A 15,788-nucleotide genomic window follows, 5' to 3' on the forward strand; every position below is an offset into this window, starting at 1 on the left:
GCGAAGCCGATTCATTCGAGTGTTTTTGGCGGGGAGTGCTCCCAGTACACCGCCGCGCGCGCCGCCCCGGTCAGTCACGGAAACCATGAAGGAGTTGGCTGGCCAGGGCGGGCATCTTGTAGATTCGTATGAACGGAGGTCATCGGCAATCTCTCCGTTTCCCCCCGGAAACGTTTCCTCCCTTCCCGGAAACGTTTCCCCCGGGAGACACGGAGACGGTCCGGCGGCACGGACCATGTGTTTCGAGACAAAGAATGGCGGCGACGAGATGCGGCTGCGCGCACTGCTGGACACCGACGCGCTGGGCCTGCGGCTGCTCGGCGGCGAGGACGAGCTGGACCGTACGGTGCGAGGGGTCATGACGACCGACCTGCGCGACCCGAGCCGCTATCTCTCCGGCGGCGAGCTGGTCCTGACGGGCCTGGCCTGGCGCCGGGACGCGGAGGACTCGGAGGCGTTCGTACGCCTGCTGGTGCAGGCCCAGGTCGCGGCGCTCGCGGCGGGCGAGGCCGAGCTCCGCGACATACCCGAGGACCTGGTGCTGGCCTGCGCCCGGCACAGGCTGCCGCTGTTCGCGGTGGACGAGTCGGTGGCGTTCGCGACGATCACGGAACACGTCGTACGGCAGGTGTCCGGCGAGCGGGCCGGCGACCTGGCCGCCGTGGTGGACCGGCACCGGCGGATGATGACCTCCGGCCCGGCGGGCGGCGGCCCGGACGTGGTCCTCGACCTGCTCGGCAGCGACCTGGACCTGCGCGCCTGGGTGCTCTCGCCGACCGGTCGCGCGATAGCGGCCCCCAAGGCGTCGGGCCCGGCGCCCGACGCGCAGACTTTCGTACAGCTCGCCGCCGAGCATCTGGCGGCCACCCGCGCCGGGCGGCCCGGACCGCACCGGGTCGTGGTCGACGGCACGACGTACTCCCTCTTCCCGGTCCGCTCCTCCGGGCGTACCCCGCAGGACGCGCCGGACGTGCGCGAGACCGTGCTCACCGACTGGCTGCTTGCGGTGGCGGCGGACGCGGCGGACTGGCCCGAGGAGCGCCTCGACCTGCTGCGGGGCGTCACCCAGCTGATAGCCGTGGAGCGCGACCGGCGCGAGGCGTCCCGGACCGTGCGCCGCCGGCTCGCGCAGGAGGTGCTGGAGCTGGTGCAGTCCGGCGCCGCGCCCGCCGAGATCGCGGCCCGGCTGCGGGTCGCCGCGCCGGTGCTGCTGCCCGGTCTCGGGGCGGCCCCGCACTGGCAGGTGGTCGTGGCCCGGGTCGAGTGGGAGGACGGCGCGGTCGCGGGCGGCCCGGTCGCCCAGTCGTTGCTGGAAGAGGTCCTGGCCGATCCGCTGGCCACCGGTCCGGACGCCGCCGACCGGGTCGCGGTCGCGCACACCGGCGACGAGGCCGTGGCGCTGGTGCCGCTGCCCGCCGTCTCCGCCGAGCACGACGGCTCCGAGACCGGGCTTCTCGCGGACGCCCTCCTCCGCTCGGTACGGGAGGCCCTGACGGCGGGCCTGGACGGCGACGGCCGCCTCACCCTCGGCGTCAGCGCCGCCGTGCACTCCGCGGAGGGGCTGCGCGGCGCCCTGGAGGAGGCCCGGCACGCCCGTGGCGTCGCGGCCGCCCGCCCCGGCCGCGTCTGCGCCGCCGGCCACCACGAGCTGGCCTCCCACGTCCTGCTCCTCCCGTTCGTCCCCGACGACGTACGACGCGCCTTCACGGCCCGCCTCCTGGACCCCCTCAAGGAGTACGACCGCCGCCACCGCGCCGAGCTGATCCCCACCCTGGAAGCCTTCCTGGAGTCCGACGGCTCCTGGACCCGCTGCGCCGCCCGCCTGCACCTCCACGTCAACACCCTGCGCTACCGCGTGGGCCGCATCGAACAGCTGACGGGCCGCGACCTGTCCCGCCTGGAGGACAAGCTGGACTTCTTCCTGGCGCTGCGCATGAACTGACCCCTCCGGAGGTTGGGCGGAGGGGTTCCCTGTCGGCCCGGGGCCGGTCAGGGGCACGCGCACGCCTCCCCCGGGCGCCGTTCCGGCGGCGTCCTCCCGCCTCGGACACCAGGTCGAGCGCCCCCGGCGCATCCGTGCGCCGGGAACTTTGTGAAAAAATTCACCCATCCTCTTGGCCTCGCGCGGAGATCGGTGCTGGAATGCCGCCACCACTCATCGGCTCGACGGCGTGCTGGAGGAGGCAACGTGGCGTACACCGCCATGTCTGGTTACGGAACGACCCCCGGTGACGATCCACTCCAGACCGCGGTGTGGCGGCTGCGCTCCCGGGCCTGCTGGGCGGACGCGGCGGCACTGCTGCCGGCGGACACCCCCGGCACGGCCCTGCAGCGGGCCGCCCTGCTCGTGGAGCGCTGTCTGTACACCGAACGGGGCTGGGAGGCGGCGGAGGACGCGCTGCGTACGGCGGAGGCGCGGGCGCACACCGACGACGAGCGGGGCGCGGCCGCCTGCGAGCGCGGCCAGCTCGCCTACGCGTCCACGCTGCACGGGGTACGGGACCGCGCCGACGAGGCACGCGCCGCGCTCGGCCGGGCGGCGGCCCTGATCGCGCCGGGGTCCCCCGGGCGGGCCCTGCTGGACTTCCGGCGCGGACTGCTCGCCGAGAACCTGAGCAGCTCCCCGCAGGCGGCCCGCGCCGCCTACCGCCGGGCCCACGCGGGCGCCACCGCGCACTCCGCCCCGCTGCTGCTGTCCTTCACCTGGCGTCACCTCGCCGGACTCGCCCTGCGCGAGGGCGAGTTGGCCGAGGCCAGGCACGGCTTCGCCGAATCCCTGCGCATCCGCGAGGAGTTGGGCTACCTGGTGGGTACGGCCCCCGCGCTGGCCTCCCTGGCCGACACCGAGACGGAACCGGAGGCCTCCCGTCTGCGCGAGGAGGCCCGCCGGCTGTTCCGCCTCCTGGGCGGCGTACCGACGTGGCTGGCCGGGCAGTTGAACCCGCCCGCGCCGGGAGCGGCCACGGCGTAGCCCCGCGGTGCTTCAGCGTGCGGGGCGCGTCACGTTTCGGCGTGCGGGGCGCGTCACGCCGGGCGCCCCGCGCCGAAGTGCTCCCCCACCAGCCGCGCCGCCTCCTCGGACTCCCCGGAGATCAACGCGTCGAGCAGGGCGAGGTGTTCCGTCGCGTCCGCCAGCAGTGCCGTACGGCCGCGGCGGGCCTGGGGGCCCACCAGGGGCCACTGGGAGCGGCGGTGGAGGTCCTCCGCGATGCCGACCAGCTGCTCGTTGCCCGCCAGCGACAGCACCGCCCGGTGGAAGGCGCGGTCGGACTCGGCGTAGACGGCGGGGCACCCGGAACCGGCGGCGCGGACCGTGTCCTCGGCGAGGGGGCGGAGTTCGGCCCAGCGGCCAGGCGGGACGGTACGGGCCAGCCGCAGCAGCACCGGCACCTCCAACAGGGCCCGCACCTCGGCCAGTTCGGCCAGCTCGCGGGCCCCTCGGCGGACGACGCGGAAGCCCCGGTTGGGGACGACCTCGACGGCGCCCTCCAGGGCGAGTTGCTGCATGGCCTCGCGGACAGGGGTCGCGGAGACGCCGAAGCGTTCGCCGAGGACCGGCGCCGAGTAGACCTCGCCGGGCTCCAGTTCGCCGGTGACCAGCGCGGTGCGCAGCGCGTCGAGGATCTGCCCGCGCACCGAGGAGCGCTGGACGGCGGCGCGCGGTACGCGGATCGGCGTCTCGCTGTGCGTGTGTTCGCCGCGTACGCCCGTCGGGCCGGCGGCCCGTTCGCGGGGCGCGGCTCCGGGTTCGGCGGGTCCGGGCTGGGGCGGTACCCGGGGTGTCGTGGGCCGCGCCGCGCCCCATGGCAGTCCCGCTCCGGCGAGGTCGTGCAGTCCCTGCTTCACGGGGTCCTCCTCCGGCTGTCGGCGGTCGGGTCCTGAGGTCCTGGTGAGTTCCCGGGACCGAGGGGGACATCGACGGCGGTCTGTCATATGTCCGTCAAGAACCTTAGGCGCCCGGGGCGGCAGTTCAAATTCCCCGGAGGACGGGTAAGGTTAGCCTTACCTGCACGTCAGCGCCCGTACTCAAGGATCGGTGGTCCCGCCATGCCCGCTGCGGCCTCGCCGCTCACCGCCGCGTACGCCCGTCTCGCCGAGGTCTATCCGTACCTCACCGTGACGCTGCTGAACGGTCCGGCGGAGCCGCTGCCCGACGGCGAGGGCTGGGTCACCGGCGACGGGCTCGCGGCCGACGGCGAGCAGCTCGACTCGTTCCTGGCCTGGGACGACGAGCAGGTGCTGCGCGACTACGGGCAGCGCGGACGCCCGGACGTCATCGCGAGCTTCGGACTGCACCGCTATGCCTGGCCGGTCTGTCTGATGATCACCCTGCCGTGGTTCCTGCACCGCCGCGTGCCCCGGCTGCCCGCCGCGCACGTCGCCTACCACCGCACCACCTCGCACATGACCCTGCGTCCGGGCGCCTTCGCCTGTCTGCCCGACGACCCGGCGGCGGACCTGCCCGGCGCGGTCGTCGTGGCCGACGAGGAGGCCCTGCGCGCCGAGGTGCGCGCGGCCGTCGCGGAGCACCTGGAGCCGGTGCTCGGCGCCTTCGGCCCCCGGATGCGCCGCCGCGGGCGCGCGCTGTGGGGCATGGCGACGGACGAGATCGTGGAGGGGCTCTGGTACGTCGCCGGGCTGCTCGGCGAGGGCGAGGAGTCGCGCGCGATGCGCGAGCTGGAGCGGCTGCTGCCGGGCGCCACGAAGCCGTACGCCGGTTCGGCCGCCTTCCGCGAGCTGCCCGGCCCGGACGGGGCGCCGGTGTCCACCCGGGACCGCGTCAGCTGCTGCATGTTCTACACCCTGCGCCCGGCGGAGGCCTGCGACACCTGCCCGCGCACCTGCGACAGCGAGCGGATCTCCCGGCTGGCCGCCACCACCGCGGCCGCCTGAGCGTCGTCGCCTACCACCGGAACCCCGTTACGGAACCGTCCGTACGAGGAGTCTTTATTCGAACTCGACTCCCGCCCCTCAAGCGGCAGTTCGAACGATTTGCCACTCCGGTCACCCCAGGGCACTTCCTTGGCGGTCTCTTGCCCCGAAATCCCCGGAGTCACGCCGGGTATGGGCCACTATGGCGGGCGTTACACCCCATCCCAATGCGAGGGACCGCTGATGCGACTGACCGACATATCGCTCAACTGGCTGCTGCCGGGCGCCGTACTGCTCCTCGGGATGCTGGTGGCGGTGGCGGTACTCGCGCGCGGCAAACGTGCCTCCGCGGAGAGCGCGAATGCGGACGACTCGTGGGAGCGCAGCGAGGAGCGCCGCAGGCGCAAGGAGGCCGTGTACGGCACGGCGTCCTACGTCCTGCTCTTCTGCTGTGCGGCGGTGGCGGCCGCCCTGTCCTTCCACGGACTGGTCGGCTTCGGCGAGCAGAACCTCGGACTGACCGACGGCTGGCAGTACTTGGTGCCCTTCGGCCTCGACGGCGCGGCCATGTTCTGTTCCGTGCTCGCGGTGCGCGAGGCCAGTCACGGCGACGCCGCGCTGGGGTCGCGCATCCTGGTGTGGATGTTCGCCGCGGCGGCGGCCTGGTTCAACTGGGTGCACGCGCCCCGTGGCGTGGGCCACGACGGCGCACCGCAGTTCTTCTCGGGCATGTCGCTCTCGGCTGCCGTGCTGTTCGACCGGGCGCTGAAGCAGACCCGGCGGGCGGCACTGCGCGAACAGGGCCTGGTGCCACGTCCGTTGCCGCAGATTCGTATCGTCCGCTGGGTACGGGCCCCTCGTGAGACCTTCCGCGCCTGGTCGCTGATGCTCCTTGAGGGTGTCCGCAGCCTGGACGAGGCGGTCGAGGAGGCCCGCGACGACAAGCGGCAGAAGGAGGAGACCCGGCAGCGCCGCCGCGACCAGAAGCGGGTGGAGCGCGCCCAGTTGAAGGCGCTGAGCCGGGGTGCGAGCGGAGTCGTCGGGCGCACGCAGGCCCGGCAGGTCGAGGTGCAGATGGACCGTGACGCGGCGACGGCGTCCGCGGAGCCTGCCATATCGGCACCGGACACCCTGCCCGGACGCTCACGGCCGTCCCTCCAGCCCGTAAGGAAGGCGACTGAACCGGTCACGGTCGACCTCACCGCCGAGGACGACACCATGGCCATCCCCCGCCTGGACTCACTGGAGCGCAAACTGAAGGATCTGGAGCAGCAGTTCGGCTGAGCACGCCGCACTGCGGTACGGGACGGGGCGCCACCCACGCGGAGGGCGCCCCGTCCCGTTGCCGTGTGCCGTGTGCCGTGTGCCGTCCGGTCTACCGCCCTGCCCCGGCGCCGAGTTCGAACCACACCGACTTGCCCACCCGGTGCGGCCGTACGCCCCAGGCGTCCGCGAGGGAACGCACCAGGACGAGTCCCCGGCCGTGGGTGTCGTCGGTGGGATCGGCCGCGCGGAGCAGTGGTCTGCGGGCCATGAAGTCCCGTACCTCCACGCGCAGTCCGCGCGGGGAGACGACGGCGGTCAGCACCGCGTCGTCGTCGGTGTGCACGAGTGCGTTGGTGACCAGTTCGCTGGTGAGCAGTTCGGCCGTCTCCGCGCCGCCGGGCCGTCCCCAGCCGCGCAGCAGCCGTCGCAGATCGCGGCGCGCCTCGGGCACCGCCGCGAGATCGGCGCGGGCCAGCCTGCGGCTGAGCCGTCGCCCCTCGTCGGTATGGTCGTCCGTCCCTTCCCCCGTGTCCGCGGATGACGCCCCGGTGTTCCCGGGTCCGCCTCCTCGTGTCCGTCTGGTGATGCCCCCCGCCCGCACGTTGCCTGACCTCCCCCTCCTGGTCGAGCGTCGAACGCGTACCCCGGGATGCTTGCCCAGCGGCCCCGGGGGCAGTCATGGGCGGCCGCCGACCGCCGCCTGTTCGGCCACGTACGGGCGCGGTCCCGCCGGCGCCGCCGAGGGTCGTCCGGAGGGGCCGGACACGCCCAGGAGGCCTTACGGCGCCCCGGGCGCCCCCGTGGCCGCGTGCGCGACCGTCCGGCACCGGAGGTCCACACTCCGTGAACGTGTTGTGAAAGTGGCCGAAACCGTACGCTCGGTGACGGGCGATCAGGGCCGGGGCACGTTCCGCAGGTTGGAACGGGCCATCTGGAGCATCCGGCCGACCCCGCCGTCCAGCACGATCTTCGAGGCGGACAGCGCGAAGCCGGTGACCATCTCGGCGCTGATCTTCGGCGGGATGGACAGCGCGTTGGGGTCGGTGACGACGTCCACCAGGGCGGGACCCTTGTGCCGGAAGGCGTCCCTCAGCGCCCCGGCCAGGTGCTTCGGCTTCTCCACCCGCACGCCGTACACCCCGCAGGCGCGGGCGACTTCGGCGAAGTCGGGGTTCACGTCCGTGGTGCCGTACGAGGGCAGACCCGCGACGAGCATCTCCAACTCGACCATGCCGAGGGAGGAGTTGTTGAACAGCACGACCTTCACCGGCAGATCCAGCTGCACCAGACTGAGGAAGTCGCCCATCAGCATGGTGAATCCGCCGTCGCCGGACATGGAGATGACCTGCCGGTCGCGGTCGGCGCACTGGGCGCCGATGGCCATGGGCAGCGCGTTCGCCATCGAGCCGTGCGTGAACGAACCGATGATCCTGCGGCGGCCGTTGGGCGAGATGTACCGGGCGGCCCACACGTTGTTCATGCCGGTGTCCACGGTGAACACCGCGTCGTCGTCGGCGAGTTCGTCGAGCACGGCGGCCACGTACTCGGGGTGGATCGGGACGTGCTTCTCCACCTTGCGGGTGTAGGCCTTGACCACGCCCTCCAGCGCGTCGGCGTGCTTCTTCAGCATCCGGTCGAGGAAGCGGCGGTTGGTCTTCTCCTTCACCCGGGGCGTCAGCGCGTGCAGCGTCTCGCGGACGTCTCCCCACACGGCGAGGTCGAGACGGGAGCGGCGGCCGATGACCTCGGGACGCACGTCGATCTGCACGATTTTCACGTCGTCGGGCAGGAACGCGTTGTACGGGAAGTCGGTGCCGAGCAGGATCAGCAGGTCGCACTCGTGCGTGGCCTCGTACGCGGCCCCGTAGCCGAGCAGACCGCTCATGCCGACGTCGTACGGATTGTCGTACTGGATCCACTCCTTGCCGCGCAGCGCGTGCCCCACCGGCGACTTGACGCGCCCGGCGAAGTCCATGACCTCGGCGTGGGCGCCCGCCGTGCCGCTGCCGCAGAACAGGGTGACCTTCTCGGCCTCGTCGATCATCCGCACCAGCTGCTCGATCTCGGCGTCGCCGGGGCGGATCGCGGGCCGGGAGGTGACCAGGGCGCTCTCGAAGGACTTGTCCGGGGCCGGCTCGTCGGCCACGTCGCCGGGCAGCGTGACGACGCTGACGCCGCTCTGCCCGATCGCGTGCTGGATGGCGGTCTGGAGCAGCCGGGGCATCTGCTGGGGGTTGGAGATCATCTCGCTGTAGTGGCTGCACTCCTGGAACAGCCGCTCGGGGTGCGTCTCCTGGAAGTAGCTCAGGCCGATCTCGCTGGAGGGGATGTGGGAGGCGAGGGCGAGCACGGGGGCCATGGAGCGGTGGGCGTCGTAGAGGCCGTTGATGAGGTGCAGATTGCCCGGGCCGCACGAGCCCGCGCACGCGGTCAGTCTGCCGGTGATCTGGGCCTCGGCCCCGGCCGCGAACGCGGCGGTCTCCTCGTGGCGCACATGGACCCAGTCGATGCCGGGGTGGCGGCGGATGGCGTCCACGACCGGGTTGAGGCTGTCGCCGACGACGCCGTACATACGGCGCACGCCGGCGCGGGCGAGGATGTCCACGAACTGCTCGGCGACGTTCTGCTTGGCCATGGTGGTCGACTGCCCCTTCGCGGTCCCGGAATACGCCTCTTTCCGGTTCCATGAAGTCACAGGGTCCGCCCTCACGCCTCCCACACGGCCGCCGCCGTACGGTCGTCGGCGTACCCCTTCACCCGCGTCTGCGTGTCCGCCAGGAACGCGGCGAGACCGGGCGCGGCGGCGCGGGACCAGCGGCGCGCGAGGAACGCGCCGAGCGCGGGCTCCCCGCGCAGGGGCTCCGCGAGACCGCCGGTGCACATCAGCAGCACATCACCCGGCCGGGCTACGGAGGCCCGGAACCGGAAGGCGGGCTGGGGGTCCGCGACGGGCGCCGGGGCGAACGGGCTCGGCGGGGCGGGCAGACCGAGGTCCAGGGTGAGCCGGTCGCCCTCGGGGCCGGCCGCGGGCAGGGCGCCGAAGGGGGCGCCCCCGCTCTCGGCTTCGGCGTCGGCGGTGGGCGGGCTCGGCTCGATGTCCTGCCACTCCCCGCGCCGCAGCCGGAACAGTCCGCCCTCCCCCGCGCCGAAGAACACGCGGTTGCGGCAGTCGGGGTCGGCGGACAGCAGCAGACAGCGCAGGCTCGCGGTGTACAGCTCCGGGTCCAGCTCCTGTTCCGCCGCGCTCGCGCGGAGCATCCCGAGGCTGCGGTCGGTCAGCCGGTGCAGCCCCGGCTTGAGGTCCCCCTTCCGGCCCGCCCGCACGTCCTCGGCCAGCCGCTCATGGCTCCGCCCGACCGCCCCCGCGATCCACCGGCACGCCTCGGCGGCCGCCCGGTGCGCCTTGGGCGCGGCACGCGCGCCGGTCGCCATGGCGACGAGCACGAGCGCGTGCTCCCCGCTCCCGAACCGTGCGGTGAGCATCGCATCCCTGCGCGGCTCCCCCCGGTACCGCGCCGAGTCCCCCCGCAGCGAGGCCGCCCGCAACGTGCACGTCCCGTACCGGGCACCGTCCAGCACGGTGTCGGAGACGAGATCCGCCAGGGCGTCGGGGTCGGCGGTGGGGAGCGCCACGGGCTCGGGGTCGTAGGTGGGGGGCCGGGTTCCCACGTAGGTGATGGTGGGGGTGGGGTGTTGCGGGAGGTCCTCCGGGGGTGCGGGGTCGGGGGTGGGGATGCCCAGGCGGACCGTTCCCGAGGCGGTGGGCGAGGGGTCGGAGGGGGGTGCTTGGGGGGTCTCCGGGTGGGAGGTGTCGGGGGCTGGGGCCGGGGTTTCGGGCGCGGGTGACGGGTCCGCGACCGGGGAGTCTTCGGGACGGCCTCGGTCGGCGTAGGGGGTTTCGGGCGCGGGTGACCGGCCGGGCGCCGGGGAGCCCTCGGGGCTGCCTCCGTCCACGGACGGGGTCACGGGCGCGGGTGAGTGGCCCGGCTCCGGGCGGCGCCCCTGGACTCCGAGGTGGACCGTGCCGGGGCCGGCCTCCGTGGGGTGCGGCGGATGTGTCCGGTCGGGCTTCGTGGGGTGCGCGGGGTATGCCAGGCGGACCGTACCCGGGTCGGTATCCGGAGGCTCCGAGCCGGGTGCCGGAGCGGGCTCGGAGGTGTGACCGGGAAGCCCCGTACGGGGCGTCGTACCCGGCCGGGGCGTCGTACCCGGCGCGGGCGGCTGGGCGTTCTCCGGGGAATGTCCGGGGCGTCCCGGATGGACCGTCCCCGGTTCCCCGGACGCGGTCGCGGGCCAGCCGGGCATCGGCGGGAAGGTGGGGCGCGGGCCGGTCTCGGGCTCGGGGGGCGTCCAGGGCGGGGCCGCGTCGGTCGGCGGGGCGGGGTCGGGGGCGACGTCAGGGTCGGTTCGCTGCCCGGGGACGGGGTCGAAACCGGCCTCGGAGTCCGGGTCGGGGCCGAGACCCCGACCCCCTTCAGGGACAGCGCGCCGATCGATGTCGGGGTCGGGCCCCCGGTCCACACCGGAACCCGCGCCCCGGGCCCCGTCCGAGTCTCCCCGCTGCCCCGGTAACGGAACCCGCACCTCCTCCCCCTCGCCCCCGGAGGGAACCGCGTCCCCCGGCGGAGCCGACACCGTGTCCTTCGCCGAGGCGAAACGGTCGTCCAGGGAATCGGGCGCGGCCGTGGGGCCGGCGTCGTCGGCCGATTCGTCGTACAGCTGCCCCCACCAGTCGTCGTCACGACGGGCGGGCCTTCCCCCCTGCTGGCTCATGCCCTTGATTCTCACCGCAGGGGCGGGACGAAAACGGGGCATCGGAGAAATCCGGCGCTCCCACCCATCTCGAACGTCCTATCGAGTGAACGTGTGGACGATAGTACGAAAATCTGCCCTCCCCCTTGGAGGACCCCGCCCAGCCGCCTCGGAGGGACCCCACCCGTCCACCGTGACCTGCGTTCCTCCCCCGCCTCCGGCACCCTGGGCAGATGGGAGCGTGGGAACTCCTGCTGGTCGGTCTGGTCCTCGCACTGGGCCTGTGCGGTGTGCTGGTGCCCGGCGTGCCGGGGTCGTGGCTGGTGTGGGCCGGGGTCCTGTGGTGGGCGCTGACCAGCCCCGGGACGCTCGCGTGGGCCGTACTGGTCGGCGCCACGGTCGTCCTGCTGCTCTCCCAGGTGGTGCGCTGGGTCCTGCCCCCGCGCCGTCTGCGCGAGAGCGGTGCCACCCCCCGTATGGCGGTGTACGCGGGGGTAGGCGGCGTGCTCGGTTTCGTCCTGCTCCCCGTGGTGGGCGCCGTACCCGGCTTCATGGGCGGCGTCTACCTCAGTGAGCGGCTCCGCCTCGGCCGCCACGGCGAGGCGATGGCGGCGCTCCGCACGGCGATGCGCTCGGGCGGCTCCAGCGTGCTGGCGGAGTTCTTCGCCTGCCTGCTGATCGCGGGCGCGTGGCTGGGCGCGGTGCTGGCCGGCTGACGGCGGACCACCCCCGGGCACGGTTCACCATCGCGGCGCACCGCGCACCGCGCACCGCACACCGCACACCCCTCACCGCCACCCCCACAGCGCGTCACCCACCACGTCGGCCACCGCCGCCATCCCCTCGTCGTCGAAGTGCAGATGGTCCCCGGGGTCGTACCGGGGCAGCAGCCGCTCCGCGTCGGCCGGATCCCGCAGCGCCGCGTCCGCGTCCGCCACCGCGTCGAAGACACCCCCGTCGCGGATGAACGCGTTCACCCGCTGCCGTACCCCCTCCCGCGCCGCCGTATACGCGGGGTGACCCCGATACGGCGTCAGGGTCACCCCGACGACCCGGATGCCCCGGGCGTGGGCGCGGGCGACGATCGTGCGGTAGGCCTCCTCGTAGGCGGCGGGGTCGATGGCCGCCGGGGTGCCGTTGAGGTCGTTGACGCCCTCGAAGAGGACGAGGTACCGCACCCCGGCGCGGTCGAGCGCGTCCGTGTCCAGGCGGGCGAGGGCGCTCGGACCCGTACCGTCGCGCAGCAGGCGGTTGCCGCCGATGCCCGCGTTGAGGACGCCGAGCCGGTGGCGGCGCAGCCGGTCGGCGAGCAGGTCGGGCCAACGGTGGTTGGTGTCGGGGGTGGACCCGGTGCCGTCCGTCAGGGAGTCCCCGAGGGCGACGACGCTCCCGCGGGCGGTGGCGCGTACGTCGACACCGGTGACGTAGTACCAGCGGCTGACGGCGGTCGCCGTGTACGCCGCGTCGTCCTCGTCGGCCGCGTGGCCCGCGCCCGCCCGGGCGACGTAGCTGGTCTGCAGGGCGGTGCGGTGCTCGGTGGCCGGTCCGCAGTCCTCGGGGACGAACACGGTGACCAGCAGATCGGCGGCGGCGCGCACGGTCAGCCGTACCGGGTCGCCGAGCAGGTCCCGACCGGTGGGTACGACGGCGGTACGGTCGCCCCGGAACGTCACGGTCCGCATGGTCCCCGGCACCGCTCCGGCGCCCGCGCCCCGCCGCACCGCGACGGTGACCGCCCCGATGCGCAGCGGCGCGGCCCCGAACCGGTTGCCGATCCTCACCCGCAGCGCGCTCCCGCCGGCACTGAGGTGGACGACGTTGCGCACGGCGGCTCCCGGCAGCCCCGCCGTCGTACCGGAGGGCGCGGCCTCCCAACTCCCCGTCCAGGCATGCCCCGTACGGCCGGGCTCGGCGGCCGAGGCCGTACCCGGCACCAGGGCGAGGAGTGCCGCCGCGAGCCCCCGCACGAACGTGCCCACCCCTGCCCGCCCTTCGCCGCCGTACCGTCACGGCCGACCGTCCCACACCCACGGCACACACCCCCGGCGACGGCACCAGCACCCCACCCGCTCGGCTCAACCCCCGTCCGTCCGGGCGGAGATGAGGGCGGGCGCGCTCAGGGCTCCCCGTCACCCACGCTCAGGGCTCGCCCGCCACCCGCGCTCAGGCCTCCCCCGCCACCCGCACATGCTGGACCGCGTACGTACGCCACGGCCGCCAGGCGGCGGGAGCCGTGATGCCGGGCGGGGCCACGTCGGGGTCGCCCAGCGCGCGGGCGCGCAGGGCGGTGACCACGGCCGGAGTCATGCCGGGGAGGGCGAGCAGGGTCCGCTCGGCGTGGGCGCGGTCGGCGCCGGGGCCGAGGCGGAGGGTGCCGTCGGCCAGGGCGGTGGCGAGGGCGCCGAGGGGACCGGGGAGGCCCGCGAGGGCGGCGGCGTCGGGGAAGAGGTGGGTCAGGGTGCCGCTGGGGGCGTCCAGTGTCTTGCCGTGGCGGCGCACCAGGCGCTCCAGGCGCTCCAGGCTCCCTGGGCGCTCCAGACTCTCCGAGCTCTCCGGGCGCTCCACGGCCTCCGGCGGTCCGGCGAGAACGCGGGCGGCCGCCTCCAGCGGGTCCACCGTGCCGGGTACGCGCAGGCCGGGGCGGGCGGCGACCAGCGGGGCGAGTCGGGGGTCGGCGGCGAGGCGTTCGTCGACGGCGTACGGGTCCGCGTCGAGGTCGAAGAGGCGGCGCAGCCGGTGCACGGCGGTGGTCAGGTCGCGGGGGTCGCTGAGGTGCACGCGCGCGTCGAGCCAGCCGCCGGGGTGCGTACCGCCGGCCGCCTCCTGCCTGCGGCCGCGCTCGCGCACGGCGGCGACACCGGTGCCGTACGGCAGCCGCAGGGTGCGCCGGTACACCCGGTCGCCCGGCCTGCCCTCGACCTCCTCGACGCCGGGTACGGCCTCGCGGGCGAGCTGGTCGAAGACGGGGCCGTGCTGGTACGGGCCCCGGTGGGCGAGGCGCAGCGGGATGCCGGTGCCGGGGGCGGCGCGACGGGCGGGGGCCGCGTCCCGTACCTGGGTCGGGGTGCGGGCGTAGACCTCGCGGACCGTGTCGTTGAACTGGCGCACGCTGCTGAAACCGGCCGCGAAGGCGATCTCGGTGACCGGCAGGGAGGTGGTCTGGAGCAGGACGCGCGCGGTGTGCGCCCGCTGGGCGCGGGCGAGGGCCACGGGTCCGGCGCCGAGTTCGGCGGTGAGCTGCCGCTGCACCTGGCGGGTGCTGTAGCCGAGCCGGGCCGCGAGGCCGGTGACGCCCTCGCGGTCCACGACTCCGTCGGCGATCAGCCGCATGGCCCGTCCCGCCACGTCCGCCCGCGCGTCCCACGCGGCCGACCCGGGTACGGCGTCGGGACGGCAGCGCCGGCAGGCCCGGAAGCCCGAGCCCTGCGCGGCGGCGGCCGTGGCGAAGAACCGCACGTTCTCCCGTTTCGGGGTCACGGCGGGGCAGCTCGGGCGGCAGTAGATGCCGGTGGTCCGCACGGCGAAGAAGAACACCCCGTCGAACCGCCCGTCCCGCCCGCGCACCGCCTCGTACCTGCTGTCCTCGTCCATCACGTTTCCAGTGTGGGGCGGGGGAAGGGGGCGCGGCCAGCGGGAATCGGACATGGGGTTGGCGGCCCCCTAGGGGGAGCAGTTCCCTAGGGGACGCCCCGCCAGGCATCCCCTAGGGAACGGGGCCTACGACCACCGCCCCCGCTTGGCCTGCGCGGCCGCGCGCCCCTCCGCGCCCTTCCGCTTCCAGTCCCGCTTGATCTCCGCGCGGAGCCTGGCGTCCGTCTTGGCGACGATCCGCTGGTTCTCGCGCATCAGCTTGCGGTAGCTGTCGAGCCTGCGGTGGGGCAGCTCGCCGCTGTCCACGGCGGAGCGCACCGCGCAGCCGGGTTCACTGTCGTGGGCGCAATCGGGGAAACGGCAGCCGCGGGCCAGTTCCTCGACGTCGGAGAAGACCTGGCCGACCCCGCTGCTCGCGTCGAAGAGGCCGACCCCCCGCAGGCCCGGGGTGTCGATGAGGACGCCACCGCCGGGCAGCGGCAGCAGGTTGCGGGTGGTCGTGGTGTGGCGGCCCTTGCCGTCCACGTCACGCGCGGCCCGTACGTCCATCACGTCCTCCCCGACAAGGACGTTGGCCAGGGTGGACTTCCCCGCGCCGGACTGACCGAGCAGCACGGCCGTACCGGAGCCGACGAGCGCCCGGAGCACGTCGAGCCCGTCGCCGTGCAGCGCGCTGACGGTGAGCACCGGCACCCCGGGCGCGGTCGTCTCCACGTCCTGCACGAGATGCGCGAGCGTCACCGGGTCCGCCACGAGGTCGGCCTTGGTGAGAACGGCCACGGGCCGCGCACCGGACTCCCACGCGAGCGCGAGGAAACGCTCGACGCGGCCGAGGTCGAGCTCGACGGCGAGGGACACGGCGATGACGGCATGGTCCACGTTGGCGGCGAGGATCTGCCCGTCGGACCGCTTGGAGGAGGTGGACCGGACGAAGGCGGTACGACGGGGCAGCAGAGTCCGCACATACCGCGGATCGCCCCCTTCAGGGTCCACGGCGGCCCAGTCCCCCGTGCACACGACCTTCATCGGGTCACGGGGGACGACGAACTCGGTGTCGGCACGGACGACCCCTTCCGGGGTGACGACATCGCACTGCCCACGGTCGACGCGTACGACCCGGCCGGGGACGAGCCCCTGCTCGGCGTACGGAACGAACTCCGACTCCCAGTCCTCGTCCCACCCGTAGGGGACGAGAGCAGCCGAAGTCGGGGAACCAAAGGGGAAATTCAAGGGAAACCCTTCACAGGGGTGACCCCGGCTGCGCGCTCACAGGCGCGGACGATACGGAAGGTCAGCCGGAGGCCACG

Annotated in this window: 12 protein-coding genes; 5 read left to right on the forward strand and 7 right to left on the reverse strand. The window is 74.3% G+C overall.

What is annotated here, in order from left to right; all coding sequences use genetic code 11:
* The first annotated feature begins 268 nt into the window (after nt 1-268).
* Together AB0898_RS12535 and AB0898_RS12540 are read left to right on the forward strand one after the other, a co-directional pair.
* The gene (locus AB0898_RS12535) at nt 269-1,942 is read left to right on the forward strand and encodes a PucR family transcriptional regulator ligand-binding domain-containing protein (protein ID WP_366802957.1); all 1,674 of its coding nucleotides are present in this window, start codon (nt 269-271) and stop codon (nt 1,940-1,942) included.
* 246 nt (nt 1,943-2,188) lie between these two features.
* Nucleotides 2,189-2,971, forward strand: coding sequence for a hypothetical protein (locus AB0898_RS12540; RefSeq protein ID WP_366802862.1), 783 nt, complete (start codon nt 2,189-2,191; stop codon nt 2,969-2,971).
* Nucleotides 2,972-3,024: 53 nt separating this feature from the next.
* Here the strand turns inward: AB0898_RS12540 and AB0898_RS12545 are convergent, their stop codons facing one another.
* Nucleotides 3,025-3,846 (reverse strand): GntR family transcriptional regulator, encoded by an 822-nt coding sequence (locus tag AB0898_RS12545; protein ID WP_366802863.1) that lies wholly within the window; start codon nt 3,844-3,846, stop codon nt 3,025-3,027.
* Nucleotides 3,847-4,047: 201 nt separating this feature from the next.
* Between AB0898_RS12545 and AB0898_RS12550 the strand changes: the two genes are divergently transcribed.
* Together AB0898_RS12550 and AB0898_RS12555 are read left to right on the forward strand one after the other, a co-directional pair.
* Entirely contained in the window at nt 4,048-4,893 is an 846-nt protein-coding gene (locus AB0898_RS12550; protein WP_366802864.1) for a (2Fe-2S)-binding protein, read from the forward strand.
* Between the two features lie 222 nt (nt 4,894-5,115).
* Entirely contained in the window at nt 5,116-6,156 is a 1,041-nt protein-coding gene (locus AB0898_RS12555) for a DUF2637 domain-containing protein (protein WP_366802865.1), read from the forward strand.
* 91 nt (nt 6,157-6,247) lie between these two features.
* Here the strand turns inward: AB0898_RS12555 and AB0898_RS12560 are convergent, their stop codons facing one another.
* The 3 genes from AB0898_RS12560 to AB0898_RS12570 form a co-directional block, all read right to left on the reverse strand.
* Entirely contained in the window at nt 6,248-6,613 is a 366-nt protein-coding gene (locus AB0898_RS12560; protein ID WP_366802958.1) for an ATP-binding protein, read from the reverse strand.
* A gap of 417 nt (nt 6,614-7,030) precedes the next feature.
* Complete coding sequence (locus AB0898_RS12565; protein WP_366802866.1) at nt 7,031-8,773, reverse strand: pyruvate dehydrogenase; 1,743 nt, start codon at nt 8,771-8,773, stop codon at nt 7,031-7,033.
* Nucleotides 8,774-8,844: 71 nt separating this feature from the next.
* On the reverse strand, nt 8,845-9,807 hold the full coding sequence (locus AB0898_RS12570) for a protein phosphatase 2C domain-containing protein (RefSeq protein ID WP_366802867.1): 963 nt from the start codon (nt 9,805-9,807) through the stop codon (nt 8,845-8,847).
* Nucleotides 9,808-11,123: 1,316 nt separating this feature from the next.
* Here AB0898_RS12570 and AB0898_RS12575 point away from each other — a divergent pair.
* Entirely contained in the window at nt 11,124-11,606 is a 483-nt protein-coding gene (locus AB0898_RS12575) for a DUF456 domain-containing protein (RefSeq protein WP_366802868.1), read from the forward strand.
* A gap of 72 nt (nt 11,607-11,678) precedes the next feature.
* Here AB0898_RS12575 and AB0898_RS12580 read toward each other — a convergent pair whose 3' ends face one another.
* The 3 genes from AB0898_RS12580 to rsgA all read right to left on the reverse strand — a co-directional run bounded on the left by AB0898_RS12580 (nt 11,679) and on the right by rsgA (nt 15,711).
* Nucleotides 11,679-12,869, reverse strand: a complete 1,191-nt coding sequence (locus AB0898_RS12580) for a GDSL-type esterase/lipase family protein (RefSeq protein ID WP_366802869.1) — start codon at nt 12,867-12,869, stop codon at nt 11,679-11,681.
* A gap of 184 nt (nt 12,870-13,053) precedes the next feature.
* A complete protein-coding gene (locus AB0898_RS12585; RefSeq protein WP_366802870.1) occupies nt 13,054-14,481 on the reverse strand; it encodes an AlkA N-terminal domain-containing protein in 1,428 nt (475 codons plus the stop codon).
* A 126-nt stretch (nt 14,482-14,607) separates the two neighbouring features.
* Nucleotides 14,608-15,711 (reverse strand): ribosome small subunit-dependent GTPase A, encoded by a 1,104-nt coding sequence (rsgA, locus tag AB0898_RS12590; protein WP_366802871.1) that lies wholly within the window; start codon nt 15,709-15,711, stop codon nt 14,608-14,610.
* Nucleotides 15,712-15,788 lie beyond the last annotated feature (77 nt).

The sequence above is a fragment of the Streptomyces sp. NPDC005435 genome (genome assembly GCF_040703155.1).
Lineage (GTDB): Bacteria > Actinomycetota > Actinomycetes > Streptomycetales > Streptomycetaceae > Streptomyces.

Coding starts and splice junctions, on each gene's coding strand:
- AB0898_RS12535 (WP_366802957.1), top strand. CDS start 269: ATGCGGCTGCGCGCACTGCTGGACACCGACGCGCTGGGCCTGCGGCTG.
- AB0898_RS12550 (WP_366802864.1), top strand. CDS start 4,048: ATGCCCGCTGCGGCCTCGCCGCTCACCGCCGCGTACGCCCGTCTCGCC.
- AB0898_RS12555 (WP_366802865.1), top strand. CDS start 5,116: ATGCGACTGACCGACATATCGCTCAACTGGCTGCTGCCGGGCGCCGTA.
- AB0898_RS12565 (WP_366802866.1), bottom strand. CDS start 8,773: ATGGCCAAGCAGAACGTCGCCGAGCAGTTCGTGGACATCCTCGCCCGC.
- AB0898_RS12575 (WP_366802868.1), top strand. CDS start 11,124: ATGGGAGCGTGGGAACTCCTGCTGGTCGGTCTGGTCCTCGCACTGGGC.
- AB0898_RS12585 (WP_366802870.1), bottom strand. CDS start 14,481: ATGGACGAGGACAGCAGGTACGAGGCGGTGCGCGGGCGGGACGGGCGG.